Genomic DNA, 24,941 nt, shown 5'->3' with positions numbered 1-24,941 from the left:
CCATGATCGAAACGAGCCGGGCCGACGAGGACACGCTGGTCATGCCGGAGGACTGGCGGCGTGCGCGGCATCCTCGCCGCGACCGTCCGGACGTGCCGCGGCCGCCCGCGCCCCATCCGTCCGCGCCCGAGAAGGCACGCGCGTTCGTGGACTCCGTCCGCGAGGACATCGAGGCCGTGCTGGACCTCTCCGGCACGGCCACCGACGTCGCGGCGGCCGCCCGCGCCTATCTGGATGGTGAGCCGGACGCGCTCGGGGCGGCTGCGCTCGGGCACGTCGCCGGCTCGATGGGCGAGTCGAGGCAGTGGACCGGGCCCCGGCCCGACTTCCCGTTCGCCGATGCCCTGGTCGCCGAGCACGGGGTCGCGTTCGCCGCGCACGCCTTCGTGGAAGGGGTCGGGCTCGTGGGGGCGGGTCCGGCGCACCTCGGCGTGTACGGGCCCCGGCATCGGAACACCCTTGAGCTGTACGGCAGCCAGGGTTTCGGCCGGGACGTCGCCCGGTCGCTGCGGGCGCGCCTCGCGGCCGCGCCCGACGACGTGTACGCCGAGGCGGAGAAGCGGCTGGAGGGCGCTCGCGGGCACGACTGGCAGCGGGCCCTCGCCGCCTACCTGGTGCCGACCCGTGAGGACTGGGTCGAGGACCTGTGCGCGGACCCCGGCCGGCTCAACGACTCCGGCTTCGCCTACAGGTGGCTGGTGTTCTGCGCGTTCGGCCGCCCGCACCAGCCCGCCGCGTCCGGCCTGCGGTTCGGCCGTGGCGAGGCGGAGCCGGACTGCATCGCCACGCTCATCGAGGGGATCGGCCCAACGGCCCTCGTGCCGCTGCTGGCGCAGGCCCTGCACAGCGAGTACGTCAACGACTGGCTGCTCTTGCAGGTTCTCTCCGCGCTGCCCGTGGACGAGGCGTTCCAGGCGCTCCTCGACCGCATCGGCCGTCCCGACGTGGCGCGCGCCCTCCCGGGTGCCGCCCGCCGGTTCCCGGGCCGCGCGATCCGGCTCCTGTCGGCCTCCGCGGCGCCGGCGGCCGCCGACCTGCTGGCCGAGATCGTCCGCGCCGAGCGGGACGTCGCCGCGAAGGTCGCGCCCGAGCTCCCCGCACGGCGGCGCCAGACGGTTCAGACGCTTCTCGAACGGTTCCCGGATGCCACCGGTCTGCCGCCGCTGCTGACCGAACCGCCGTGGACCCGTGCCCGCGAGAACGCCAAGCCCGTCGTCATCAAGGACCTCCCCCTGCCGGGCACGCGCGCGATCCGGTGGGAGCCGGGCGAACGCGATGCCTGGGCCGTCCAGGATGACACCGCCCGCCGGTGGACGAACGGAATGGACTTCGCCGATGTGGCCGCGAAGTTCCGCACGAAGGACGGGTACGCGCCGATCCACGAGCAGACCCTGCTCCTCAGGGGCCCCGACGAGCTGGTCCGCCCGCTGCTGAAGGGCTGGACGGCCGACGACGGTCACTACTACCACGAGGACGGCTGGCTGGGGCCGCTCGTCGCGCGCCATGGAGTGGACGCCCACGATGTCGTGCTCGCCCTCGTCCGCAAGTACCCGGCGGACCTCAGGCGGTACGCGATGCCGCTGCTGTCCGACGAGATCGCGCGGACGATGGCCGACTGGCTCGTCCGCCTCAAGGCGGGCGGCAGGACGGCCCGCGCCTGGTTCGGCCGGCACGGTCACGCCGCCGCGCCGTCCCTGATCCCGGACGCGCTGGGCAGGCCCGGTCCCGCCCGCCGGGCCGCCGAGGCGGCGCTGCGCCTGATCGCCGGCCGGCACGGGCCGGGCCCGATCGTCGAGGCGGCGCGCGTCCACGGCGACGAGGCGGCGGCCGCGATCGGGGCGCTGCTGTCCACCGACCCCCTCGACGTCCTGCCCCAGGACATCCCGGACACCGGTTGGGCCGACCCGCGCGTCCTTCCGCGGATCCTGCTCCGCGATCGGACGCACGCGCTCCCGGACGTCGCCGTCCGGCACGTGCTGACGATGCTGGCGATGTCGAAGCCGGACGAGGTGTACGCGGGCGTCCAGGTCGTGCGCGACCTGTGCGATCCGGAGTCGCTGGCCGAGTTCGGCTGGGCGCTGTTCCGCCACTGGGAGTTCGCCGGGGCCCCGCCCGAGGGGAAGTGGGCGATCGCGCAGCTCGCGCTGACCGGCGACGACGGCACCGTACGGCGCCTCACCCCGGTGATCCGGGCGTGGCCGGGCGACAACGGCCACAGCAAGGCGGTGACCGGCCTGGACGTCCTGACCGCGATCGGCACCGAGACGGCGCTGATGCACCTGAACTCCATCGCGCAGCGGGTGAGGTACCAGGGAATCAAGAGGCAGGCCCAGGCGAGGATCGAGGCACTGGCGGACGAGCTCGGGCTGACCTCCGAGGAGCTCGCGGACCGGCTCGTCCCGGACTTCGGGCTGGACGCCTCCGGCACGCTCACGCTCGACTACGGCCCGCGCCGCTTCGTCGTCGGGTTCGACGAGCTGCTGCGGCCGACGATCGCCGACGAGGGCGGGAAGCCGCGGAAATCGCTCCCCAAGCCGGGCGCCAAGGACGACCCCGAGCTGGCCCCCGCCGCCCACAAGCGGTTCTCCGCCCTGAAGAAGGACGTGCGGACGGTCGCGTCCGACCAGCTCACCCGCCTGGAGCAGGCCATGCTCTCCCGGCGCCGGTGGCCGGTCGCCGGATTCCGCGAGTTCCTCGTCGCCCATCCGCTGGTCGGCCACCTCGTCCGCCGCCTGGTGTGGCTGGCCGAGCACGGGGACGGGACGGCCGCGCCCTTCCGCGTCGCCGAGGACGGGACGTTCGCGGACGTCGCCGACGAGACCGCCACCGTCCCCGAGGACGCCGGAATCATCGTCGCCCATCCCGTGGACCTCGGCGGCGACCTGCCCGCCTGGGCGCGGCTGTTCGCCGACTACGAGATCCTGCAGCCGTTCGAGCAGCTCGACCGTCCCGTCCACACCCTCACCGAGGGCGAGCGCGAGGCCGGCCGCCTGGCCCGGTTCGAGGGAGCGGTGGTGGACACCGGCGCCCTCCTCGGCCTCACCCGGCGGGGCTGGGAGCGCGGCACGCCGATGGAGGTCGGCCTGGAACGCTGGATCTCCCGGCCCCTCCCCCACGGCCGGCACCTGCTCCTCAGCCTCGACCCCGGCTTCGTCGTCGGCGACCCCCACGGCCAGGGCGACCAGACCCTCGTCGACGTCCGGCTCTCCAACCACCCCTACTACGACGGCCGGGGCCATCCCGCCCCGCACACGGCGTTCGGCGCCCTCGATCCCGTCACCGCGTCCGAGATCCTCGCCGACCTCGTCCACCTGACCGCCCCGACCGACGGAACCGCCCGATGACCGACGAGAACACCCTCATCACGCCGGACTCCTGGATCCGCGCCCGGCATCCGCGGCGCGACCGTTCCGGCGTACCGAAGCCGCCGGCGCCCGCCCTGGCCGCCGCCGAGCGCGTGCGCTCCCTGGTGGACGCCGTCCGCGACGACATCGAGCACATCCTCGGGCTCCCCGGCACCGCGGCCGACCTCGCGGACGCCGCCCGCGCCCACCTGCGCGGCGAGCCGGACCCGCTCGGCGCGGTGGCGATCGCGTTCGTCGCCGCCCCGCTGAACAGGATGTCGAACTGGTCCGTTCCCGCGCCCGGCCGCCTGTTCACCGAGGCCCTGATCGCCGAGCACGGCGTGGCGTTCGCCGCCCGCGCCTACACGGAGTGGGCGGGGATCGCGGTCGACAACCCTGCGAACAGCGGATCCACCGGCTTTCCGGTGACGTCGACCCCGGAGAAGCTGCGGGCGATGACCGTCCGCCGCCAGAACCCCTCCGAGGCCCTCTGCGACTGGTGGCTGACCAAGGAGAGCGGCAAGGTGCTGCGCACCCACCTGGCGGCGGCCCCCGACGACGTCTACGCCGAGGCGGTCGAGCTCATCGCGGACGCCCGCCGGCACCCCCTGCAGAAGGTGGTCGCCGCCTACCTCGCGCCGGCCCGCGAGGACTGGGTCGAGGACCTGTGGGCGCGCCCCGGTGAGATCCCGTTCGACCGCATCCGCATGTGGCCGGTGTTCTGCGCGCTCGGCCGCCCGCACCAGCCCGCGGCGTTCGGACGGACGCTCCGCGGCGGCTGGAGCCACGAGGTCATCGCGACTCTCATCGAGGGCATCGGCCCAGAGGCCGTCGTCCCGCTCCTGGTGGAGGCCATGGACGGCCCCTACTGGAACTCCACCGACGACATCCGGACGGCCCTGGGGTTCCTCACCGCGCTGCCCGTGGACGCCGCGTTCCAGGCGCTCGTCGACCGGATCGGCCGGCCCGAGACCGTCCCCGCGCTGCTGACGGCCGCCCGCCGTTTCCCGGTCCGCGCGATGCGGCTGCTGCCCGGGTCCACGGATCCGCGGGCCCCCGAACTGCTGTCCGCGCATGTGCGCGCGAACCCCGGCATCGCCGAGGAGGTCGCCCGGGATCTCCCGGACGAGCAGGGGGCGGCGATCCGGGAGATCATCGCCGGGAACACGCGCGTACCGCCGGCCACCGGCCTGCCTCCCCTGCTGACCCTGCTGACCGTACCGCCGTGGACCCGTCCCCGAGCGAAGACCAGGCCCGCCGTCGTCACGGGCCTGCCCGCCCCCGGCGTCCGCGCGACCGACTGGGCGCCGGGCGAGCGGGACGCCTGGACGGCGCGGCTGTCCGAGCGCTGGGACCTGCGCGCGAGGACCACGGACTTCGCCGAGCTGGCGGCGGAGCTCGCGGCAGGGGGGAGCACCGTGATCGCCATCCGCGGCACCCTCCTGCTCAAAGGCCCCGAGGAACTCGCGCGCCCGCTGCTGGAGGGCTGGGAACCCGACGACCTCTACGAGGTACACGAGTGGCTTCCGGCGCTCGTGGCGCGCCACGGAGTGGACGCCCACGACCCCGCGCTGTTCCTCGCCCGCGGCAATCCGGCCACCCTCGGGCAGTACCTGCTGCCGCTGCTGTCCGACGAGATCGCGCGGACGATGGCCGAGTGGCTCGTCCGCCGGAAATCCGGGGCGAGGACGGCCCGCGCCTGGTTCCGCCGCCACGGGACCGCCGCCGCGCCGTCCCTGATCCCGGACGCGCTGGGCAAGGCCGGCCCCGGCCGCCGGGCCGCCGAGGCGGCGCTGCGCCTCATCGCCGACCGGCACGGACCCGACGGGATCGTCGAGGCGGCGCGCGTCCACGGCGACCGGGCCGCCGCCGGGATCGAGGCGCTGCTGTCGGCCGACCCCCTGGAGGAACTGCCCAAGAAGATCCCGGCCGTCGAGTGGGCCGACCCGCGCGCGCTGCCGCAGCTCCTGCTGCGCGACCGCGAGCGGGCCCTGCCGGACGAGGCGGCCGGGCACGTCCTGACGATGCTGGCGATGTCGGAGCCCGGTCACGAGTACGCGGGCGTCCGGGCCGTCCGCGACCTGTGCGACCCGGCCTCGCTCGCCGGATTCGGGTGGGCGCTGTTCCGCTGGTGGGAGTTGAACGGCGCGCCGTCAAAGGAGGGCTGGGCGTTCACCCAGCTCGCGCTGACCGGCGACGACGGCACCGTCCGCCGCCTCGCCCCGGTGATCCGGGCGTGGCCGGGCGACGGCGGGCACGCCAAGGCCGTCACCGGCCTGGACGTCCTCGCCGCGATCGGCACCGAGACGGCGCTGACGCACCTGCACTCGATCTCGCAGCGGGTGAGGTTCAAGGGCCTCCGCACCCGCGCCCGGGACAAGATCCAGGAGGTCGCGGCCGAGCTCGGGCTCACCGCCGATCAGCTCGCCGACCGCGTCGTCCCCGACCTGGGCCTGGACGCGTCCGGCACGCTCACGCTCGACTACGGCCCGCGCCGCTTCGTCGTCGGGTTCGACGAGCTGCTGCGGCCGACGATCGCCGACGAGGACGGCGCCCGCCGCAAGACGCTGCCCAAGCCGGGCGCCAAGGACGACCCGGAGCTGGCCCCCGCCGCGGCCAAGCGGTTCGCCGCCCTCAAGAAGGACGTCCGCACGATCGCGTCCGACCAGCTCGCCCGCCTCGAACGGGCCATGGTCACCGGCCGCCGGTGGCCGGTCGCCGAGTTCCGCGAGTTCCTCGTCGCGCACCCCCTCGTCGGCCATCTGGTCCGCCGCCTGGTCTGGCTCGCCGACGGCGGCGGAGCCGCCGCCGGGGCGGCGTTCCGCGTCGCCGAGGACGGCACGTTCGCGAACGCCGCCGACGACACGGTCGTCCTCGGCGAGACCGCGACGGTCGGGGTCGCCCACCCGATCCACCTCGGCGACGAGGCGAAGGCGTGGTCGGAGGTGTTCGCCGACTACGAGATCCTGCAGCCGTTCGAGCAGCTCGGGCGTCCCGTCCACGCGCTCACCGCCGCCGAGCGCGAGACCGGCCGCCTGGCCCGCTTCGAGGGCGTGCGGGTTCCGGCCGGCGACCTGCTCGGCCTCGTCCGCCGCGGCTGGGAGCGCGGCGCGCCGCTCGACGCGGGCATCGAGCTCGAGTTCACCCACCCCGGGCCCGGCTGCGGCGTCGTCATCGACCTCCACCCCGGGCTCCCCGTGGGCGAACCGGAAGACCAGATCTTCAGCCGCGTCCGGCTGGTCTCCACGCACGACCTCGACCCCGTCGCCGTCTCCGAGGTCCTCACCGACCTGGTGAACGTCACCACCGGGTGACGGCGCGTCCGGCTCAGCGGTCGGGGTAGCCGAGCGCCCGCCGGCACAGCCGGAGGAGGAGGCGGTGCATTTCCTCCTCCTCTTCCCGGCTGTGCTCGCGGGAGAAGAGCATGTACCAGTTGCGCTCGCACATGTAGGTCAGCGTGATGCACATGGAGCGGGCGTCGCCCAGGTCGGGCACCAGGCCCTCGGCCCGGTCCCGTTCGAGCGCGGCGCTCTGGACGTCGGCGGCGCGTTCGAAGAAGCGGCGCCAGGTCTCGCGCAGCGCGGCGTCGCGTCCGGTCTGGTCGATGATCGCGCACAGCAGGCCGCTGTTGTGCCGCCACCACTCGGCGAAGCCGGAGATCACGTCGTCGAGGATCTGTTCCAGGCCCCGGCCGGCGTGCACGGTGAGGATGCCCATCGCCGACTCGATCGTGCGGTCGAGGGCGGCCCTGACCACCGCGTCCTTGTTGTCGAAGTAGAAGTACACGGCGGCGCGCGACAGCCCGGCGCCGGCGGCGATCTGCGCGAGGTCGATCTCGGCCAGGGGTTTGGCGGCCATCAGCCGCTCGGCGCTGTCGAGCAGGGCCGCCTCCTGCCGGTCGCCGCGGCTCATCCGGGGCCGCCTGCGCCCCGACCCGGACGACGCCGGAGCCGCTTCGGATGCCAAATCACACCTTCTGAGTAAGGAACGTGCAGGTAGCCCGCTCGAAGCACGTCGGCCAACTATATGTCCATAAATCTAATCACATCGTCTGTTACTCTCAACAAGCTGTCAAACACCCTCCCGCGCCGGTATCTGGAGGGGCCGGAGTGGGACCAGCGGAGGTATGTGGCGTCGTGCAGATGGCGATGAGCTGACCGCATGGCGGGAACCGGTGGCCTGGACGCTCTGCGGCCCGAGGACCCGGCGCAGGTGGGCGGCTACCGGCTGCTGGCCCGGCTCGGCGCCGGCGGGATGGGACGGGTGTACCTGGGGCGCGACGAGCGGGGACGCACGGTCGCGGTCAAGGTGGTGCATCCCGAACTCGCCCGCGACCCGGAGTTCCGCTCCCGCTTCGAGCGGGAGGTGGCGGCGGCACGGCGGGTGGGCGGCGCGTGGACGGCGCAGGTCCTGGACGCCGACACCGCGGCCGCGACGCCATGGCTGGCCACCGCCTACGTCCCGGGCCCCACGCTCCGGGACGCGGTCGGGCGGCACGGCCCGCTGCCGGAGCGCTCGGCCCTCGCCCTCGCCGCCGGCCTGGCCCGCGCGCTCCAGGCGGTGCACGCCTGCGGCCTGGTCCACCGCGACCTCAAGCCCACCAACGTCCTGGTGACGCTGGACGGGCCGCGCGTCATCGACTTCGGCATCGCGCGTTCGCTGGACGCGACCGTGGCGACCCGCACGGGGGCGCTCATCGGGTCGCCGGGCTTCATGTCGCCCGAGCAGGTGCGCGGGCGGCGGCCGACGCCCGCGAGCGACGTGTTCTGCCTGGGGGCGGTGCTGGCGTACGCGGCGAGCGGGCGCGAGCCGTTCGGACGTTCCGACAGCGGCATGCACGCCGTGATGTACCGCATCGTCCAGGAGGAACCCGACCTCGACGGGCTGCCCGAGCCGGTGCTGCGGGTGGCGGAGGCGTGCCTGGCCAAGAGCCCGGACGAGCGTCCCCGCCCGGACGAGATCCTCGCCCTCCTGTCCGCCGAGTCCGGCGAGTACGGCGAGCCGTGGCTGCCCGCCGCCATCGCCGTGGACATCGGCCGCAACGCCGCCCGCCTGCTGGAACTAGAGGCGCCCGCGCACGCGCCCCGCTCCGCCGCGCCCCCGCCGTACCCTCCGCCACCCTTCGCGACGCCGCCCGTGCGGCGGACGCGGACGCCCGCCTACCTGGCGGCCGGGGCGCTCGGAACCGTCCTCGTCGTCGCCATGGCACTGGCCGTCCTCCTCGACCTCGAACGGGAGCCGGGCGGCCCGGCACCGCTCGACGCGACGACGAGCACGGCCACGGCCAGGCAGCTGCGGACGGACCCCTCCGGGAACCTGCCGGAGGCCATGGTGGGCGCCTGGGAGGGGCAGTCCGTCACCCCCGGGACCCGCGAGCAGTGGACGCGGCGCGTCATCCTGCGGCAGGGCCGGAGCGGCGGCGCCGCCGGCTCGATCTGGTCGGTCACCGACGACACGCTGTGCGAGTCCCGGCTGACGCTGGTCTCGGCCGGGACCGCCTCGGCCGAGCTGCGGTCCCGTACCGTGCGCAGCGTCCCCGCGGGAGCCTGCGGCGACGGCTCACGGTGGAGCATGGCGCTGGGCGGCGACGGAACGCTGAACTGGACGGCGGGATCGGCGTCGGCCACCCTGTCCAAGTCCTCCGGCGACCGGGTCCCCGAACGCTACCGCGGCCGATGGTGGACCACGGTGGGAAGGCCCACCGCCGGAAGCACGGCCGCTCCCCCGAGGAAGACCTTCGAGATCTCCGGCGGCGCCGTGGGCACGGAGGCCGTCGAGATCTCCGTGACGGACGGCGGCGACACGTGCCGGGCGGCCGCCGTCCTGATATCCGTCGAACCGGCCATCGTCTTCTTCTCCACCCGCGTTCTCGAAGGCGGCTGCGAGCTCGGCGGCATGCAGCGGATCGCCCCCGACGTCCAGAACGGCGGCCTGCGCTGGGAAGCCCTCAAGCAGGGCCAGGCCGGCGGCCTCCAGCGCGGCTGACCACCACCTCCCGCCGGTCCGGGCCGGGTCACGAGCGATGCCCGGCGCCGGACGTCCTCCCTCCCCGCGCAATACGTAGAGATACGAATAGCGGTCTGACCTGCGCGGATACAAACTTGATCAAGAGGGGGGACGATGGGTTCGTTCAGGGACACGGCCGTGGCACGGCTCGCCGACGCCGCCGCGCTCGCGGAGGCGCTGGCGCCGTCGGCGGAGTTCCTGGTCGAGCAGTCCTACGTGCTGGAGCACGCCCGGCTGGAGTCGGTCCGCTCGGTCACGGTCCGGAGCCTGCGCGTCGAGGAGCCGGTCTTCCCGGCGACCCGCCACGCGGGGAGCTGGACGGCCGTCGGCCGCTCGCCGCCGGAGCGCACCGAGTTCCTCGCCGAAGGCCGCGCGGACGCGCCCGTGTGGATCGACCTGCTGGCCGGCGTCGAGGTGGAGGTCGTCGCCGAGGTGGATCCCGGCGGCCTGGCGTCCCTGGTGGTGGCGGCGCTGGACGACTTCCGGACGCTGGAGGAGTTCCGCGACCGGTTCCGCTTCCTCGACCTGGACGCCTTCATGGCGGCGCACGGGCTCGCCACCGTCGAGGACCTGCGTGAGGCCGGCCAGTACCTGCGGGCCGAGATCCGCCTCAGGAAGCCGGCGGAGTTCGATCCGGCCGACCCCGCCAACAGGCGTACGGCGCGGTTGCGGGTGGCGGTGCTGGTCGCCGACCCGGCCGACGTGACCGGGGCGATACGGGCCGCGCGCCTGGTGTCGGCCTCGGCCGGGGCGCCCGTCCCGCCGCCCGACGAACTGGGCGAGCACCGCGCCCCGTATGCGATGGCCGCGGTGTTCCCGCGGGTCGGCGCCGAGCCTCCGGGGCCGACCGAGCAGGAGATCACCCGGCTGCTCGCCGGTGCGGGGATCGCGGCGCTGTTCATCCCATGACGGCCGGCGGGCCGCCACGCGCGTGACGCAGGAGGAAGGTCGAATGAGTTCCGTCCGCTACATCAGAGTCACTCCCAGCTCCGACATGTTCACCCCGGCGGTGCGCGCCTACGGCAACGTCGCGATCATCGGCACGGTGACGCCGGAGGGGGCCGCGCCGGCGGACATGGTGGTCGCCGGCGAGGTCGTGCCGTTCGCCGACCCGTCCGAGGCGCGCCGCCGGGCACCGGGCACGCTCGGGAGATCCGTGGCACTGGCGCTCAAGCAGTCGCCCGGGCCCGCGGTCGTGTACGCGGTACGGGTCGACGGCAATCCCGTGGACTGGGCGGCCGGGTTCAAGGCCATCGAGTCCGAGAGCGTGCAGCTGGTCACCGTGGCCGGCACGCCGCTCGACGCGACCACCGGCCAGAACACGGGCCCGATCGGCCTGCTGGCCGCCCACGTCTCCGCGGACGCGCCCGACGGCCTGGAACGCATGGGCGTGGCGATGCTGGAGGACGGCGCGACCGACACGACCGTGCTCACCACGTCGCTGGCCAAGGACCGGATGGTCTACGTCGCCCACCGGAGCGCGCAGGACGCCGCGGCCGCCGTCGCCGGGACGATCGCCGGCTACGAGCCGCACGTGTCGATGCTGCTGAAACCGGTCGACATCGACAGCAAGCCGCTCCCGGCCACCGACATCCTCGCGCTCAACGGCGTGGAGACCCCGAACGGCCCGCCGGCCGGCAAGGGCGTCGTCTGGCTGGCGCACCCGCCGCTGATCCCGGGGCGCGGCTGCTACCTGGGCGAGGGGTACACCGGCGATCCGGGCAGCACCAAGAAGTACATCGACATCGTCCGCTGCCTGGACGACGTGTCGTACCGGCTCAAGGCGCGGCTCATCCGGACCATCGGGAACCTGCGCATCAGCCGGTCGGGGCTGCGGGCGCTCGTGGCCCAGCTGGAGGCGGTGCTCGAACCGCTGGTCCGCGCGGAGGTCATCGAGGGCTACACCGTGGTGGTGCCGATCCTGGCGCTGCTCGACAAGGAGGAGCGCACCCCGGAGGAGCAGGCGGAGGTCGACGACGCGCAGGCCCAGCGCCTCGTCGAGGTGCTGGCCTCGGTCGACTACGCGGGCGCGATCCACCGCCTCAACATCAAGCTGAACTTCCACTAGCCCGAGGAGCAACCGGAATGGCCGACTGGAACACGCGGCTGGAAGTCAGGCTCGGGGACAGGACCATCACCCCGATCACCAACTTCGCGCCGTCGTTCAACGTCCCGCACGCGGTGATCCACAGCCTGGAGGCCGACGGCGTCGGCTACGTGCGCCAGCCGTTCACGTTCACCTTCACCATGACGATCCCCGCGATCGCCGGGGCCGTCGCGGACCTGACCGAGCTGGCGGTGACCGGCGGGGAGTTCGCCGTCGCGGTGGCCGAGAAGACCGGCGGCGACTGGGTGTTCTCGGCGCTGAAGTTCGGCCGCTGCGTCGTCACCGCGACGCAGCCGTCCACCGTCACCGTGGACGGCGTCCCGCAGGCCAACTTCACCTGCATGGCCCTGAACGTCGGCGTGGAGGACTGACGGTGCACGCGGCGGGCGAGGAGGGCGACGAGGAGACCGGGGCGGCGGGGCTGCCGTCGTTCGCGGCGGGCGGCCGCGTCGAGCGGACCGGCATCGCGCTGGTGCACGAGGGCGAGTACATCGTCCCGGCCGAGGGCGGCGAGGCGGTCGTGTCCGGGAGCGCGGCGGGCGCCGGAACGGTCGTCAACTACTACTTCCCGATCGAGATCGAGGTCGTCGGGGACCTCGGCGCGCACCAGGTGCGGCGCGTCGCCGAGCACGTGTTCGACGAGCTCGGCCGCGAGCTGGAGGGCCTGGGGTGAGCCATGGCCGACGCCGTCAACACCCCCGTGCTCGTCGGGCCGGTGCCGCTGCTCTACGTGCAGGGCATCACGATGACCGAGGGCTACCGCGTGGAGCGGATCCTGGGCGGGCGGTTCTCGCAGGCGACGCAGCCTTCGGCGAAGACCATCACGATCGAGGCGGTGCTGCTCGGGCCGGAGCGCCGGGCGCTGAAGAAGGCGCTGGAGGTGCTGGCGCTGACGTCCCGGGCGCTGCTGGCCGCCGCCGCGCCCGCGCTGGCGATCAGCGGCATCCCGGTGGTGTGCGGGCTGACGCTCAGCCTCGACATGCAGATCACCGACCTGCGCTTCACCCAGAGCGTGCAGAAGCGCGACGCGTTCGACGTGTCGATCACGCTGACGCAGGTGCCCAGGTCCAGCCTGACCGCGCTGATCGGCGAGGTCGCCGACCTGGCGCTGAGCGCGGGGCTGGCGGCCGTGCCGAGCATGCCGCCGCCCGGCCCGGTGCCCCGCCCGCCCGGCCCGCCGCTGTGAGCGCGGGAGGGATCGCCGTGCCGCGCACCTATCTCCGGCTCCCGGTGGACGCCGACGAGGGGTTCCCGCAGAGCTTCCGCCTGCAGCTGGGGACCCTGGTCTACCTCGTCGAGCTGTACGTCAACGTCGCCGAGGAGCGGGCCGCCGAGGGCGGCGCGCTCGACCTGCTCGGCGGGGACGCCTTCCTGGTGGCGCGGGTGCTGCGCGAGGACAGCGGCCGGCTCGTCCCGCTGCTGCACCGCAAGGTCGCGCGCGGGCTGGAGTACGCGGCGGGGGAACTCTCCCTCGTCTTCAAGGAGGCCGTGGTGGACGTGCGGAACCTCAACGGTGTCGGAGCGTACGGGTCCCGCGTCGTGGCGGGGGTGGCGGCCCGATGAGTCGCGTCGCGGGGGTGGGGTTCCGATGGGCCTGGTGATCCGGTACAGCGTCACCATCGCGGAGGACAAGCCGGCGGGCGGGCTCCTGGGCGCGGTCGCGTCGGCGGCGGCGTCGGTACCGGGGCTGCCGTCGTTCGGGCTGCCGGTGACGGTGTCGAACGACGTGTTCGGCGGGTCGCTGATCCTGGACGCCGAGATCACCGTGGCCATGGCCGAGGGGCCGTCCGCCGACCGGTTCGAGGTGACGCTGGCCGGACTGCCGGGCTCGACCGTCGAGCGGATCCGCTCCACGATCGCGTCCACGCCGCTGCGGCTGACCGTCACCCTCGGCTACTTCGACGAGCCCGGCAGCGGCCGCAAGGTGATCGAGGGCCGGGTCCTGCGGGTGGCGGCGTGGGTCGCCGACGACGGCCGCACCCGCGTCCGGCTCACCGGGCAGGAGGCGGGCGGCTACGCGCTGCGGACGACGAAGGCCGCCCAGCACCTGGCCGGCTCCGCCACGGCCGACGAGTTCGCCCGCCGGGTGGCCAAGGCGGCCGGCGTGTCCCTGGCGCCCGGCTCGGAGCTGCCGGTACCGCTCCGTGCCTTCACCGTGCGGGCCCCGAACGCGCTCGGGGCGCTCGGGGAGCTGGCCGCCGCGGCCGAGGCGCCGATCGTCGTCCGGGACCAGCGCGTCCTCCTCGGGGCGGCGGTGGGCGGCGAGAAGGCGCCGGTCGCGTTCGACCCCGCCGTCAACCTCGTCGCGCTCGGCGACGGGCAGCACGAGGAGACCCGGGTCCGCGAACCGGACGACGACGAGCCGCCGCCCGTCCACACGGCCGTGAAGCTGACCGCGCTCGGCCATCCCGGCCTGCGCGCCGGCCAGGTGGCCACGGTGGAGGATGTCGACGACGTGCCGTCCGGCCCGCTGCGCGTCGCCGAGGTGGTGCACCGCTTCGGGGCGGGCACCGGCTACGTCTGCGACGTCACGCTCGTCGCGGCCCGGGCGGGGCGGCTCTCTCCGGCGGCGGGCGGCGCGCGGGGCATGCTGGACACCCTGCGGGCCCGGGGCGAGCGCGACCGGATGGCCGCGCCCGACATCGATGTCGGCGACGTCACCAAGTACACCCGCGGCGGGCACCGGGTCACGATGAAGTACGGCCAGTCGCCCGCGCCCGGCTCCGCCTCGCCCAGCGTCACCGATCCGGTGGACGACGACGCGGTCCTGCACGAGAAGCCGGTCGCGGCGCCGTTCGCGTTCGGGCCGTGCGGGCTGATGACGCCGGTCTACCCGGGGATGCGCGCGCTGCTGGCCCACAACCGGGGGCTGGTGAACGACGCCGCGGTGGTCGGCTACCTGTGGCGGCGGACGCCCGGCGCGCCCGCGCCCGAGCCGCGCGCCGGGGACTACTGGCTGGCCCTGCCCACGAGGCTCGGCCCGGACGGCATGCCCGACGGCCCGGGCGTCAACGACCTGACCGACGCGTCCGGCCGCCGGATCGTGCAGGCGCGCGGCCTGCGCATCGTCGTCGGCACCGGGCTGCTGCCGACGGTCGGCACCCGCCCCGACCCGCCCGCCGACGACTCGATCACGATCGAGCACCACACCGGGACCACCATCACCGTGACCGCCGACGGCGAGGTCACCGTCGCCACGAAGGGGAAGAAGATCATGTTCACCAACGAGGCCGTGCGGCTCACGCTCGACAAGTCGTCGGTGGCGGTGTCGTGATGCCCGCCGTCCTCACCACCGCCTCGCGGCTGCGGTGCATGCACGGGGGGACGCTGACCGCCGCCCCGTCGCAGGCGTCCCTGACGGTGGACGGCAGCCCGGCCCTGCTCGTCACCGACCTGATGGCCGCCACCGTCGCCGGGTGCACCAACAACGACCCGAGCAAGGGCTTCACCCCGTGCCTGAAGGTCACGGCGGTGACGGCGGGCGCGGCCACGAAACTGACGGTGCGGGGCACGCCGGTCGCGCTCGCCACCGCCCGCGGCACCACCAACGCCACGCCGCCGGCGCCCGTCATGTGGCAGGTGAGCGATGCCGGCCAGAGCAAGCTGAGCGCCGTCTGATGGCGGCGCTCGGGCACAGCCTGCTCCTGGAGGACGGCGACCTGGTCATGCGCGGCGGCCGGCTGGCCGAGGTCTCGGGCCGCGACAACCTCGTGCAGGCGCTGACGCTGCGGCTGCTGACCCCGTACGGGTCCGACCGCTTCGACACCGGGTACGGCCTGAGCCTCAAGGAGGCGCTGACCGGCACGCGCAGCCCGCGGATGGTCCGGGAGCTGCTCCGGCTGGAGATCGTCCGGACGCTGGCCGCCGACCCGCGCGTCGCGGAGGTGCTGGACGTGCGGTTCACCCCGGTGGAGGGCACCCGGCGGCGGTGGCTGGCCGAGGTGGACGTGGAGATCGTCGACGGGGGGCGGGCCTTCCTGGAGGCCCGGCTGGAGGTCTGATCCATGGCGTTCGGTGTCACCCCCGACGGATTCGCGCTCAAGCGGATCAACGAGATCCTCGCCGGTTCGTGCGAGCGGGCCCGGGCCGTGTTCGGGCCCGAGGTGGACCTGTCGAACACGAGCCCGCTCGGCATGCTGCTCGAAGTGGTGGCGGCCGAGGACGCCGAGCTGTGGAAGGAGCTGGAGCGGACCTACTACTCCATGTTCGTCTCCAGCGCCACCGGTGACGCGCTGGACCTGCTGGGGGACGACGCGGGCCTCGGGCGCCGGACCGGGCCGCGGTCGGGGGACGTGGAGTTCACGCTGGAGGGCGGCGCGCCCGGCCGCGTCTACGCCCTGCCCGAGGGGGTGCTGGTGACGCTCCCGAACGCGGACCGCGTGTTCCGGACCCTCGTCCCGGCCGTGCTCACCGCCGAGGCGCCGGTCCGGACGGTCAGCGTGGTGGAGACCGCCCCCGGGGGCGGGCCGGTGAACGCCGGCACGCTGGACCGGCTGCATCCCGACGACGCGGCCAGGCACCTGGCCGGATGGGCGCCCGCGGCCCTGGCCGTCACCAACCCGCTGCCGTTCGAGGGCACCTCCGCCGACGAGTCCGACGACTCGTACCGCGGCCGCCTGCTGGCGCTGCCGCGGACGGTCTGGACCGTCGAGACCGTCCGCCAGGCGGCGCTGGGCACCGAGGGCGTCCTGGACGTGCGGCTCTCGGACCCGGTCGGCGGGGTGGACGTCACCCAGAGCGTCTTCGGGCTGTTCACGTTCGACCAGCGGGCGTTCATCGGGGAGCGCCGGATCGGCGAGCCCTACTTCGCCGACCTGGCGGTCGCGCACGACCCGGCGCACCACTGGGAGGGCACCGGCGACGGCACCGCTCCCGGGCTGCGGGACCGGGTCAGGCGCGCGGTGGACCGGGTCCGGCCGATCGGCGTGCACGTCAACATCGTCGAGGCCGACCACATCGACGTGGGCGTGCGGGCGCGCGTGCTGGTGGCGGAGGGCGCCGACGGCGCCGCCGCGGCCGCCGCGATCCGGGCCCGGCTCGCGGACGACATCGGGCGGCTGCGGCTCGGCTCGGACGTCCTGTACTCCAAGGTGATGGGCGCGATCGCCGCGCAGGAGGGCGTGGTGGACGTGCGCGACCTGCGCCTGCGCCGCTGCCCGGCCGCGTTCGGCCGGGTCGGTTTCGGCACGGTGCCGTACCAGGCCGCCCCGGTGGAGGCGCCGCTCGGCGAGAACCTGGTGATGGGCCCGACCGAGATCCCGATGTTCCGCCCCGGCGGGGACCTGGCCGAGATCGAGGTGGCGACCCGATGACGCTCGCCGCGCGGCGCATGGCCGGGCGCCTCACCCTGCCGTTCGAGCGGGGCGGCTCCTGGATGCGGCTCGCGCTGGGCGCGGACGGGACGGTCGAGGAGCACCACGGGTTCGACCACCACGAGGAACGGTTCGGTGTCCCGCCCGACCCCGCCTACGTCGTCGAGGCGCTGGCCGACGTCAAGCACGACACCACGGTGCGCCTGACCGGGCAGGGCAGGGAGGTCAGCGTGACGGTCCCGGCCGGGACCCCGGCGGGCACCTCGTTCGCCGCGCCCCGGACGGCGGGGACCGTCGCCCAGGTGACCGCCGAGCCGTCCGCCGGTGACGTCTCGCGGGGATGGGCCGTCACCGCGCTGCTCGGGACGATCGCCAAGGCGCTGTGGGTCGTGGGCTGGGAGCGCGACCACCTGCGCCGCCAGTTCGCCCGCGTGCTGTCGCAGCGGCACCTGCCGTTCGCGTCCGGGCGCGCCCTGGACGCGCTGGGCACCGAGTTCGGCGTGCCCCGCCTGGCCGGGGAGGGCGACGACCGCTACCGGGATCGCCTGGGCGCGTTCCGGGCGTGGACGCTGCCGACCGCCGCGGGCCTGGCCGAGGTGCTCAACACCGCGGTCGGCCGGCTCGGCGAGGACGGGCGGACCCTGGTGGTGGACGACTCCGACGGGGTCGTGCACCGGGGCGTGCGGACGGTCCGGGTCGTGCCGGCGCGGATCCCGGAGGGCACCGGCATCGACGCGGCGGGCCGGACGACCGCGGCGGAGGGCGACGCCCCGCCCGAGGGCTTCTTCGACGCCCGGTTCCTCACCCGCATCGAGGGCGACGGCGCCGACCACGTCCCCCCGCCACCGCCTCCGGACGACGGTGACCAGGCCGGGAGCGGCGGGCCGCCTCCCGATCCGCGCCTCGTGCAGCCGGACACGGCCCGGGCGTTCGGCCGCCTGCTGCCGCTGGCCGCGGCCGAGGCGGCCGGGGGGCGGCTGCGGGTGCTGTCGGCGTTCGACCCCGCGGCGCCCGACGGCCGGGCGACCGGCCGGGCCATGCTCATGGAGCACACCGCGATCGGGTCCGCGCGGCTGGCGGCGCTGGCCCACCGGGCGGGCTTCGACCTGGTGTTCCACCGCCGCGGCGGCGAGGTCTACGCCGCCACCCTGCCCGGCGAGCTGTTCGTGCTGGCGGCCGCGGGCGCCGACCAGTCCGGCGACGTCCTGCCGGTCGGCGGCGCGCTGGTGCTCGCGCTGCGGCCGGCCCCGCCCGCCGGGGCGGCGGTGCGCTACCGGACGGTGCCGTGCGGCCCTGGATCCTGCACGCTCGCCCCCGCACCGGACGGCGCGTCGGTGACGGTCACCGGAACGGCGCCGGGACGGGTGACGGTCAAGGCCGAGATCTCGTACGCCACGCACACGCTCACCGCCACCCGCGAGCTGACCGCGCGGCCCGCCTCCCTCGAAACGGGCACCACCATCGCCGCCGACGGCACGACGGACCCCGGCGACCTGCCCGCGGGCGGCGACGCCGGCCCGGCGTTCCTGGTGCGGCACGACGACGAGCGCGTCGACTACGGCGGCGCGGAGGACAACCGCCGGATGCACCGCACCGCGCGCGACCGGCTGGACGACCTGCTCGGGCGGATCGCCGCGCTCGGCACCGTCCCGCCCGGCCGCCGGCTGCGGATCCTCGCCGCCTACCGGCCGGACGCCCCCGGCCCGGCCGGCCAGGGCCGGGAGCTGCGGCTCGCGCACCCGGACGTCCCGCCGGGGCGGCTGGCCGCGCTCGCCCACGCGGCGGGGTTCGACCGGGCCCGGGCGGACGCGGAGTCCGTGACCGTCCGGCAGGCGCCGGCCGATCCCGTCGACATCGCGGCCCCGGCGTCCTGGGACGGCGTGCTGGAGATGGACGCCGAGACCGTCTTCACCGTCCGCCCCGCGCCGGACACGGTCGGCTCGGCCGGCGTGCTCGGCTGGTCGGCGGGACCGGCCGGCCACGCCGGCGCCGGACTGGTGTCGGCCCGCAGCGAGACCCCGGCCACCGCGGTCGTCCGCGGCCTGCACCCGGGCACGGCGTGGGTCCAGGCCACCTACCTGATGGGGGACTCGCTCGGCCCGTACCGGTTCGCCGTGCGCCTGCACCCGCCGCCCGCCCCCGACGCCAAGGTGATCACGGCCGCCCAGTTCGACCTGATCGTCCGGCTCCTCGGCGACCTGCGCCCGCTCGGCGTCGAGGTCGTCACCCGGGAACTCCGCGACCACCTGATCGAGACCTGACACCCAGCCCGCTGCAGACCTGACCAGAGCCGCCCAGGAGGCCAGACCTCATGACCGAGATCAAGTTCGAGCCCGGATTCCGGCACGTGGAATGGGTGGACAACCGCGACCGCGTCCAGGCCGGGGGTCCCAACGGCTTCAACGTCCGCTTCACCGCCATCCGCAAGGACCTGGAGACGATCTCCGGTGCGGTGTCGGCGATCGACACCGCCATCAAGAAGCTGTCGCAGCAGGCGCCGCCCGAACCGCGGCGGCTCTCGCTGCCGCCGCTGTTCACGCCGGTCGGCTCCACGCCGCCGTGGACGTTCGACGCGGCGGGCACCGCCGTCCGCCCGGACGACGAGGCGGAGGTCGCCGGGCAGATGACGGTGCCGCTGCCCGACAAGGTCCGGCTGCTGGAGCTGCGGGTGCTCGGCCGGAACACCGGCCAGGATTCGCGCCTGAACATCGTGCTGGGACGCGTCCCGCTGGTCGGCAGCACCGCGCCCGAGCGCCTGGCCCAGGTCCTCGGCGACGACACCTTCGATTTCACCTCCGCCGTGGACGAGAGCAGGGCGCGCGTCGACATGAGCGCGTTCCGCTACCAGGTGTCGGCCCGGGTGACCGGCGCCGTCCCCGGCGACACCGTCACCCTGTCCAGCGTCCAGATCAAGTACATCGCCGACTGAAAACCGACTGGAACCGGAGGCCGCCATGGCCGGAAACCTCTTCCTCGCCGTCGACTACGGAATGCCCAACGCGCAGGACGACGGGACACAGAGACCGTTCACCGCCTCGCCCTGGTGGGACAACGCCAGCATCTTCCTCGATCCGCCACGGCCCACCAACGGCCAGGCGAAGGAGGGCCAGCCGTCCACCGTCAAGGTCCGCGTCAGCAACCGCGCGGACGGGGCCGTCGACGGCGTGAAGGTCCAGGCGTGGGTGATGAACCCCCACGTCGGGTGGACCGAGCCCAAACACGCCCAGGCCATGTTCACCAGCGGCATCAAGAGCGTCGCCCCGGGCAGCGGGTCCGGCGGCACCCTCGATCCGCACGTCTTCACCTGTCTCAGGAACAACCAGGCGTGGACGCCCACCGCCGGCCAGCTCACGGGCAGCGGGGGGCACATGTGCCTGGTGGCCAACTGCTTCCAGGACCCGCTGGAGGTCGAGGAACCGGAGGGCGCGGAGATCCCGCCCACCGGGAAGTTCGATGTCACCAACGACCCGCACCAGGGGCAGCGCAACATCATGGTGGAGATGAAGGCGAAGTCGCTGCTGCACGTTCCCCTCATGGTGCCGTTCGATCTCATGGCGCTTCCCGAAGTGGATGGGGACGTGTTCCTCGAAATCGGCGCGGTGGCAGATAAGAACTTCCTCGACGGGGGCGTGCTCAGCGCCCTGGTGTCGTCGCCGGAGATCGACGACGTCACCGGCGGCGAAGTCCCCGAACTGATCGTGGTCGGCAGTGACGGGCTGTATCCGGTACGGATGTCCCAGGAGCCGTTGAGCACGAGGCTCTCCATTCCCGGCCTGGGGGAATTCCGGGGTTCCAGCGAGAGCGGCGGCTTCGAGCCGATCGAACTGCCCCCGGACCTCGGGCGCGGCGGCTCGGACGACGACCCCCTGCACGGCCGCACCCCGGCCACACTGAAGATCGACATCAGCCGCGACGAGGCGGTCGGCGGCGTCCACGCCTTCGAGATCGTCCAGCGCACCAGGTACGGCACGCAGGTCGGCAGCGGCCTGCGGGTCGCGTTCGTGGTGACCGAGTAGGCCGGACGGGACCGCCGCCCGTGCGGGTCAACGTGCACGTACCGATCCGGATCCGGCTGGCCGGCACGCCGGACGCCGAGCGGCTCGCCGACCTGTCCCGGACGGTCGCGCGGCTGGTCGGGGCGCGGCTGGCCGAGTCCGAGCGGCGGCTGGCCCGGGCGGGCGGCCACGGGGCCGGGACGGCGGCCCGCGGCGAGGTCCGCGAGCCCTACTCATCCTCGTCCTCGTCCCCGTCCGAGGAGCAGGAGCACTACCTCATTCCTTCATACGCGGGCTCGTCGCCCGCCGCGCCCGGGCCGGCGGGCGGCCGGCAGGCGCGCGTCCCGGTCGTACGCCGCGCGGCACGGCCGTGGGTGGTGCTCAGGTCCGTGCCGTTCCGCACGACGGTGGGGCGGTTCCTCGGCTGGCTGGAGGCCGTGCGCGGCGCCCCCATGCCCGACGCCGAGCTGTACGGGCGGATGCTCGCCGGCGAGCAGTGGGCGGAGGTGTGGTGGGTACGCGCCGGACGCACCTACGACCGGGACGAGCTGGCCGCCGAACTCGTCGCGCGCGCCTCCCGCCTGGCGGGCACCGGGGACCGCTCCGAGCTGGCGTGGGCGCTCAGCCCGTTCGAGGGGCATCGCACGCTGCTGGCCGCGCTGGACGGGAGCGGCGCGGTCGCGGCGGGCGTCCCCGCGTTCGGCGCGCACAACGCCCGCCGCACCGGGGGCGGGGCGCTGCTGCACGGCGGGTGGGCCGTGTTCGCTTTCATGCGGCTGCCCCGGGTCCGGCTCGCCGACCTGGCGGAGCCCGGCCCCGGCCGGTGGCTCGACCTGCCCGTCCGCCAGGCCGGCTTCGTCGTCGACGCGGGATCGTTCGAGCACGACACCGGCGTCCCGTGGGACCGGTACGCCGAGGAGTTCGCCCGCGAGACCCTGCGCGTGTGGGTGCGGGCCGCCGAGGCGCGGCCTCCGGTGGACCGTGCGGCCCTGTTCACGCTGCTCGACCACGAGGCGGGCGATCCGCCGCCCGGCCTCCGGCAGGCCTCGGACCTCTTCCTGCTCGGCGGGGACGCACCCGCGCGCCTTCCCGAGCCGGTGGCGGCGGTCGCGCGGGGCGGGCCGTGGAACGTCCTCTACGTCCGTGCCCTGCTGGACCTCGCGCCCGACCGGCTCGGCGCGGCGCTGCACGGGCCCCGGGCGCGCGAGCTGGCCGCGCGGTTCCTCGCCCTCCTGCCCGGCGCGCCCGACGACCCCGCCTGGCGGGACGCCATGCTCGCGCTGATGTGGCGGTTCGAGCCCCTGCCCCACGTCCGGCCGCCGGGAGGCACCCTGTTCGAGCACGTCCTGAACGTGCTGGACGGCGCGGGGCGGCTGGAGACGCTGTTCGACGCCGCAGAAGCGTCGTCCTACGAGGGCCTGCGGTACAGGCTCCTGCTGCTGTGCCTGCCCACCCGGTACGCCGCGCACTCGCGCGTCGTCCGGCTGCGCGCGTTCCTGGCCGCCAAGCGCCGGGCCGACGCACCGCACGGTTACGTGGCCGGCGGGCCCGGCACGGGCGCGCTCCTGCTGGAGAAGGACCAGCGCCGGACCGTCCGCGCGGGCGCGATCTTCGGCGACGTGGACTCGATCTACATCTCCAGGAAGCCGCACAAGCGGCTCAAGCCGGCCCCGGCGGCGCGGCTGCGGGAGGCGTTCGACCGCGAGCGGGACGCGCTCGCTGCGAGGATCCTCACCGGCGCCACGGCCGAGGAGTACGACGAGCGGTCCTTCGCCGCCGCGGTCATCGCGCGCGCGGCCGCGGCCGCCGGCGTCACCGACGCCGACTTCGAGGAGGTCGTCGTCGAGCGGAGCATCCGCCTGCTGGAGGTGCTGGCCACCGAGCACTCGGGCGTGCCGGGGTTCGACGTCCGGTTCGAGTTCGTCGAACGGGTCAAGGGCGAGGAGCAAGGGTGGACCGGCGCGGGCGGCGAGGTCACCGAGAACGCCGGCGCGTTCGAGGGGCGGCTCATCGCGCTGCGGCTGGCGCGCGCCGGGGAGGTCTACGAGACGGCGACGGTGATCGTCCTCGGCGTGGGCGCGCTGGTCGTCGGCTGGGAGATCGGGGCCGTCGCCCTGCTGCTCCGGCTGGGCGGCGGCGCCGGCCAGGTCGCCGGCTCCATCGGGTTCGCCGAGGCGACGTACATCGTCCGGGCCGTCACCGGGGACACGCGCATCACGCTCCGCGGCTTTCTGGAGGCGGCGCTCGACGGCTACCTGATGGCGGTGGGCTTCCGGTTGGGCGGCGCGCTCGGCCGGTGGACCGCGACCAGGATCGGCACCGGCTCGGCCCGGCTGGTGGTCCGGGGATGGGTGGCCGAGAAGCTGCTCACCGGAGCGGTCGGCGGCGCCGCGCAGGGCCTGATGCAGACGTTCGCCCATGACGTGATCAAGGTCGGGCTGGGCGAGGGGTCGTGGTCGTCGGCCGGGACCTACGTCCGCGCGATGGCCTTCAACGCGGCGCTGGGCGTGGTCGCCGAGTTCACCGCCGTGCCCCTCCTCAAGTCGCTGCTGGAAAGGGCGCCGTCGGCGCGGGAACTGGCGGCGCTGCTGCGCGCGAACGGGTGGAACGCGGGGCGCTGGGCGGCGCAGATGACCCAGGCCCTCGCCCGGCTGCGGGCGGCGCTGGGCGCGGCGATCGGCGAGACCGGCGCCCGGTTCTGGACGGAGGGGTTCCGCGAGCGCGTGCAGGAGGTCGTCGAGCGGATGGGCGGCGAACTGCTCGCCCGCCGCGTCCTGGAACTCCACGGCGCCACGTTCTCCGCGGCGGCGGCCCGCGGGCTGGAACGGTTCCTGGCCGCGGCCGGGGCGGCGAAACCCGAACGGTCCGTCCGCCTGATGAACGAGTTCGCCGCGCACCCGCAGGAGACCGTCCACTTCCTTGAGGTGCTCGCCACGATGGACGAATCCGCCGTCCGCCATCTGGCCGTCGGGACGTTCGGCGGCACCGGCGAGCTGGCGGCCTTCCTCGGCCGGTTGGGCCGCTACACGCCCGAGCAGCAGCGGGCCGCCATCGGCCTGCTGGAACGGGCCGGGATCGTGGCCGGCCCGCCGCGCGCCGGAGCGCCGCCGCTGCGGCGGCAGTTCGAGCTGTCGCAGCGGCTCCAGGCGCGCGCGCTCGAAGCCGAGGCGGCGAACGCGCAGAAGCGGGCCGAGGCCGCGCTGGAGAAGGCCGCCGCCGCCGACGCCCACAACCCGGCGCGCGCGGAGCGGCTGCGCGCCCTCGCGAAACGGGAGCTGGCGGACGCCGCCGCACTGCGCACCCGTGCCGCCGGGTTCCCCCACGGCGGGCCCCTGCCCGAACTCCCCGGTCCGCGCGAGGCCGAGGAGGCGATCGACGCGCTGGTGCGGCGCGGCGGCGCCGCGGAGAGCGGCACGCTCGTGCGAGTGCCGCGCGCCGCGTCGGAGCACCATCCCGAACTGATCGAACGGCTGGTCAGGCCGGTGTTCCGCAGCCGTACCGGCAACCGCGTGGTGTTCCGGGTCGAGGGCGGCACCGGCATCCACAGCAGCAAGGCGTACCACTCGGTCGGCCGGGACGGGAGCGTGTCCATCAACACCAAGGGCGACATGCTCAACCTGAACTTCGGCGTGTTCGAGCGGGCGCTGGAGTTCCTGATCGGGCACCGGCCGGGCGGCCGCCTGGTCGTCTACGAGATCGACGAGGCGTGGTTCTCGGCGCTGCGCGGCAGCGCGCGGCCGGAGTTGGAGGCGCCCCCGGAGACGACCCGGCTGGTGGACGTCCGTTTCGCCGAGGACCAGCTGCAGCTGCCTCCCGACCTGATCCCCGAACTGCTGGAGTTCGTCGTCCCCGGCAGCGGCCGGGTCCTGGAGTTCGCGCCGTGACCGCGCGCCGCTACCACCTGCCCGGCGCGGCCGCCGACTCCCGCGAGGTTCCGCCCGAGCCGGCGCGCCTGGTGGAGGAGGCGGTGCGGCGGGCCGTACGCGCCGCTATACGCGCGGCGACCGGGACGGACGCCGCCGAGCCCGCGCGGAACGAGCCCGCGCGGGAACCGTTCGCGCCCGCCAGGGACCGGCCGGCCGGCTACGACGTGCCGAGCTACGACCGGGGCGGCCGGCCCGTCGCCGTCCCGGTGACCCGGCGGGGACCGGGAACTCCCGCGCCCCGCGGGCGGTCC

Annotated in this window: 19 protein-coding genes; 18 read left to right on the top strand and 1 reads right to left on the bottom strand. The window is 74.9% G+C overall.

Features of this window, described 5'->3' with window-relative positions; genetic code table 11:
• Window positions 1-2: 2 nt before the first annotated feature.
• A complete protein-coding gene (locus AB0881_RS04120) occupies window positions 3-3,344 on the top strand; it encodes a DUF4132 domain-containing protein (protein ID WP_366614021.1) in 3,342 nt (1,113 codons plus the stop codon).
• Window positions 3,341-6,658, top strand: coding sequence for a DUF4132 domain-containing protein (locus AB0881_RS04115; protein ID WP_366614020.1), 3,318 nt, complete (start codon window positions 3,341-3,343; stop codon window positions 6,656-6,658). The genes AB0881_RS04120 and AB0881_RS04115 overlap by 4 nt, the downstream gene beginning before the upstream one ends.
• 13 nt (window positions 6,659-6,671) lie before the next feature.
• Here AB0881_RS04115 and AB0881_RS04110 read toward each other — a convergent pair whose 3' ends face one another.
• Window positions 6,672-7,256 (bottom strand): helix-turn-helix domain-containing protein, encoded by a 585-nt coding sequence (locus AB0881_RS04110; protein WP_366614018.1) that lies wholly within the window; start codon window positions 7,254-7,256, stop codon window positions 6,672-6,674.
• A 249-nt stretch (window positions 7,257-7,505) separates the two neighbouring features.
• Here AB0881_RS04110 and AB0881_RS04105 point away from each other — a divergent pair, with 249 nt between their 5' ends.
• The 16 genes from AB0881_RS04105 to AB0881_RS04030 form a co-directional block, all read left to right on the top strand.
• The gene (locus AB0881_RS04105; protein ID WP_366614016.1) at window positions 7,506-9,329 is read left to right on the top strand and encodes a serine/threonine-protein kinase; all 1,824 of its coding nucleotides are present in this window, start codon (window positions 7,506-7,508) and stop codon (window positions 9,327-9,329) included.
• A gap of 135 nt (window positions 9,330-9,464) precedes the next feature.
• A complete protein-coding gene (locus AB0881_RS04100) occupies window positions 9,465-10,259 on the top strand; it encodes a hypothetical protein (RefSeq protein ID WP_366614015.1) in 795 nt (264 codons plus the stop codon).
• Window positions 10,260-10,302: 43 nt separating this feature from the next.
• Window positions 10,303-11,418 carry a hypothetical protein gene (locus AB0881_RS04095; RefSeq protein ID WP_366614014.1) on the top strand — a complete coding sequence of 372 codons (1,116 nt, stop codon included), beginning with the start codon at window positions 10,303-10,305 and terminating at the stop codon, window positions 11,416-11,418.
• Window positions 11,419-11,435: 17 nt separating this feature from the next.
• Window positions 11,436-11,828 (top strand): hypothetical protein, encoded by a 393-nt coding sequence (locus AB0881_RS04090; RefSeq protein ID WP_366614012.1) that lies wholly within the window; start codon window positions 11,436-11,438, stop codon window positions 11,826-11,828.
• 2 nt (window positions 11,829-11,830) lie between these two features.
• The gene (locus tag AB0881_RS04085) at window positions 11,831-12,130 is read left to right on the top strand and encodes a hypothetical protein (RefSeq protein ID WP_366614011.1); all 300 of its coding nucleotides are present in this window, start codon (window positions 11,831-11,833) and stop codon (window positions 12,128-12,130) included.
• A 3-nt stretch (window positions 12,131-12,133) separates the two neighbouring features.
• A complete protein-coding gene (locus AB0881_RS04080; RefSeq protein WP_366614009.1) occupies window positions 12,134-12,643 on the top strand; it encodes a hypothetical protein in 510 nt (169 codons plus the stop codon).
• A 17-nt stretch (window positions 12,644-12,660) separates the two neighbouring features.
• Window positions 12,661-13,020, top strand: coding sequence for a hypothetical protein (locus AB0881_RS04075; RefSeq protein ID WP_366614007.1), 360 nt, complete (start codon window positions 12,661-12,663; stop codon window positions 13,018-13,020).
• A gap of 25 nt (window positions 13,021-13,045) precedes the next feature.
• The gene (locus tag AB0881_RS04070) at window positions 13,046-14,731 is read left to right on the top strand and encodes a hypothetical protein (protein WP_366614006.1); all 1,686 of its coding nucleotides are present in this window, start codon (window positions 13,046-13,048) and stop codon (window positions 14,729-14,731) included.
• Window positions 14,731-15,075, top strand: coding sequence for a hypothetical protein (locus AB0881_RS04065; RefSeq protein ID WP_366614004.1), 345 nt, complete (start codon window positions 14,731-14,733; stop codon window positions 15,073-15,075). Before AB0881_RS04070 ends, AB0881_RS04065 begins: the two co-directional genes overlap by 1 nt.
• Window positions 15,075-15,458 carry a hypothetical protein gene (locus AB0881_RS04060; protein ID WP_366614002.1) on the top strand — a complete coding sequence of 128 codons (384 nt, stop codon included), beginning with the start codon at window positions 15,075-15,077 and terminating at the stop codon, window positions 15,456-15,458. The genes AB0881_RS04065 and AB0881_RS04060 overlap by 1 nt, the downstream gene beginning before the upstream one ends.
• 3 nt (window positions 15,459-15,461) lie before the next feature.
• A complete protein-coding gene (locus AB0881_RS04055; protein WP_366614001.1) occupies window positions 15,462-16,769 on the top strand; it encodes a baseplate J/gp47 family protein in 1,308 nt (435 codons plus the stop codon).
• A complete protein-coding gene (locus AB0881_RS04050) occupies window positions 16,766-19,030 on the top strand; it encodes a hypothetical protein (protein ID WP_366613999.1) in 2,265 nt (754 codons plus the stop codon). Before AB0881_RS04055 ends, AB0881_RS04050 begins: the two co-directional genes overlap by 4 nt.
• Window positions 19,031-19,080: 50 nt before the next feature.
• Window positions 19,081-19,698 (top strand): hypothetical protein, encoded by a 618-nt coding sequence (locus AB0881_RS04045; protein ID WP_366613998.1) that lies wholly within the window; start codon window positions 19,081-19,083, stop codon window positions 19,696-19,698.
• A gap of 25 nt (window positions 19,699-19,723) precedes the next feature.
• Window positions 19,724-20,785 (top strand): hypothetical protein, encoded by a 1,062-nt coding sequence (locus AB0881_RS04040; RefSeq protein WP_366613997.1) that lies wholly within the window; start codon window positions 19,724-19,726, stop codon window positions 20,783-20,785.
• A gap of 20 nt (window positions 20,786-20,805) precedes the next feature.
• On the top strand, window positions 20,806-24,648 hold the full coding sequence (locus AB0881_RS04035) for a hypothetical protein (protein ID WP_366613995.1): 3,843 nt from the start codon (window positions 20,806-20,808) through the stop codon (window positions 24,646-24,648).
• Window positions 24,645-24,941 (top strand): hypothetical protein (locus AB0881_RS04030; RefSeq protein WP_366613994.1); only part of this gene is annotated, 297 nt, incomplete at its 3' end. The genes AB0881_RS04035 and AB0881_RS04030, both read left to right, overlap by 4 nt.

This window comes from Spirillospora sp. NPDC029432, from assembly GCF_040703975.1.
Taxonomy (GTDB): domain Bacteria; phylum Actinomycetota; class Actinomycetes; order Streptosporangiales; family Streptosporangiaceae; genus Spirillospora.
This window is presented reverse-complemented; position numbering and strand designations above follow the sequence as displayed.

What these genes read in the sequence shown, in the direction of transcription:
- AB0881_RS04120 (WP_366614021.1), top strand. Translation starts at nt 3, where the DNA reads ATGATCGAAACGAGCCGGGCCGACGAGGACACGCTGGTCATGCCGGAG.
- AB0881_RS04115 (WP_366614020.1), top strand. Translation starts at nt 3,341, where the DNA reads ATGACCGACGAGAACACCCTCATCACGCCGGACTCCTGGATCCGCGCC.
- AB0881_RS04110 (WP_366614018.1), bottom strand. Translation starts at nt 7,256, where the DNA reads ATGAGCCGCGGCGACCGGCAGGAGGCGGCCCTGCTCGACAGCGCCGAG.
- AB0881_RS04105 (WP_366614016.1), top strand. Translation starts at nt 7,506, where the DNA reads ATGGCGGGAACCGGTGGCCTGGACGCTCTGCGGCCCGAGGACCCGGCG.
- AB0881_RS04100 (WP_366614015.1), top strand. Translation starts at nt 9,465, where the DNA reads ATGGGTTCGTTCAGGGACACGGCCGTGGCACGGCTCGCCGACGCCGCC.
- AB0881_RS04095 (WP_366614014.1), top strand. Translation starts at nt 10,303, where the DNA reads ATGAGTTCCGTCCGCTACATCAGAGTCACTCCCAGCTCCGACATGTTC.
- AB0881_RS04090 (WP_366614012.1), top strand. Translation starts at nt 11,436, where the DNA reads ATGGCCGACTGGAACACGCGGCTGGAAGTCAGGCTCGGGGACAGGACC.
- AB0881_RS04080 (WP_366614009.1), top strand. Translation starts at nt 12,134, where the DNA reads ATGGCCGACGCCGTCAACACCCCCGTGCTCGTCGGGCCGGTGCCGCTG.
- AB0881_RS04070 (WP_366614006.1), top strand. Translation starts at nt 13,046, where the DNA reads ATGGGCCTGGTGATCCGGTACAGCGTCACCATCGCGGAGGACAAGCCG.
- AB0881_RS04065 (WP_366614004.1), top strand. Translation starts at nt 14,731, where the DNA reads ATGCCCGCCGTCCTCACCACCGCCTCGCGGCTGCGGTGCATGCACGGG.
- AB0881_RS04060 (WP_366614002.1), top strand. Translation starts at nt 15,075, where the DNA reads ATGGCGGCGCTCGGGCACAGCCTGCTCCTGGAGGACGGCGACCTGGTC.
- AB0881_RS04055 (WP_366614001.1), top strand. Translation starts at nt 15,462, where the DNA reads ATGGCGTTCGGTGTCACCCCCGACGGATTCGCGCTCAAGCGGATCAAC.
- AB0881_RS04050 (WP_366613999.1), top strand. Translation starts at nt 16,766, where the DNA reads ATGACGCTCGCCGCGCGGCGCATGGCCGGGCGCCTCACCCTGCCGTTC.
- AB0881_RS04045 (WP_366613998.1), top strand. Translation starts at nt 19,081, where the DNA reads ATGACCGAGATCAAGTTCGAGCCCGGATTCCGGCACGTGGAATGGGTG.
- AB0881_RS04040 (WP_366613997.1), top strand. Translation starts at nt 19,724, where the DNA reads ATGGCCGGAAACCTCTTCCTCGCCGTCGACTACGGAATGCCCAACGCG.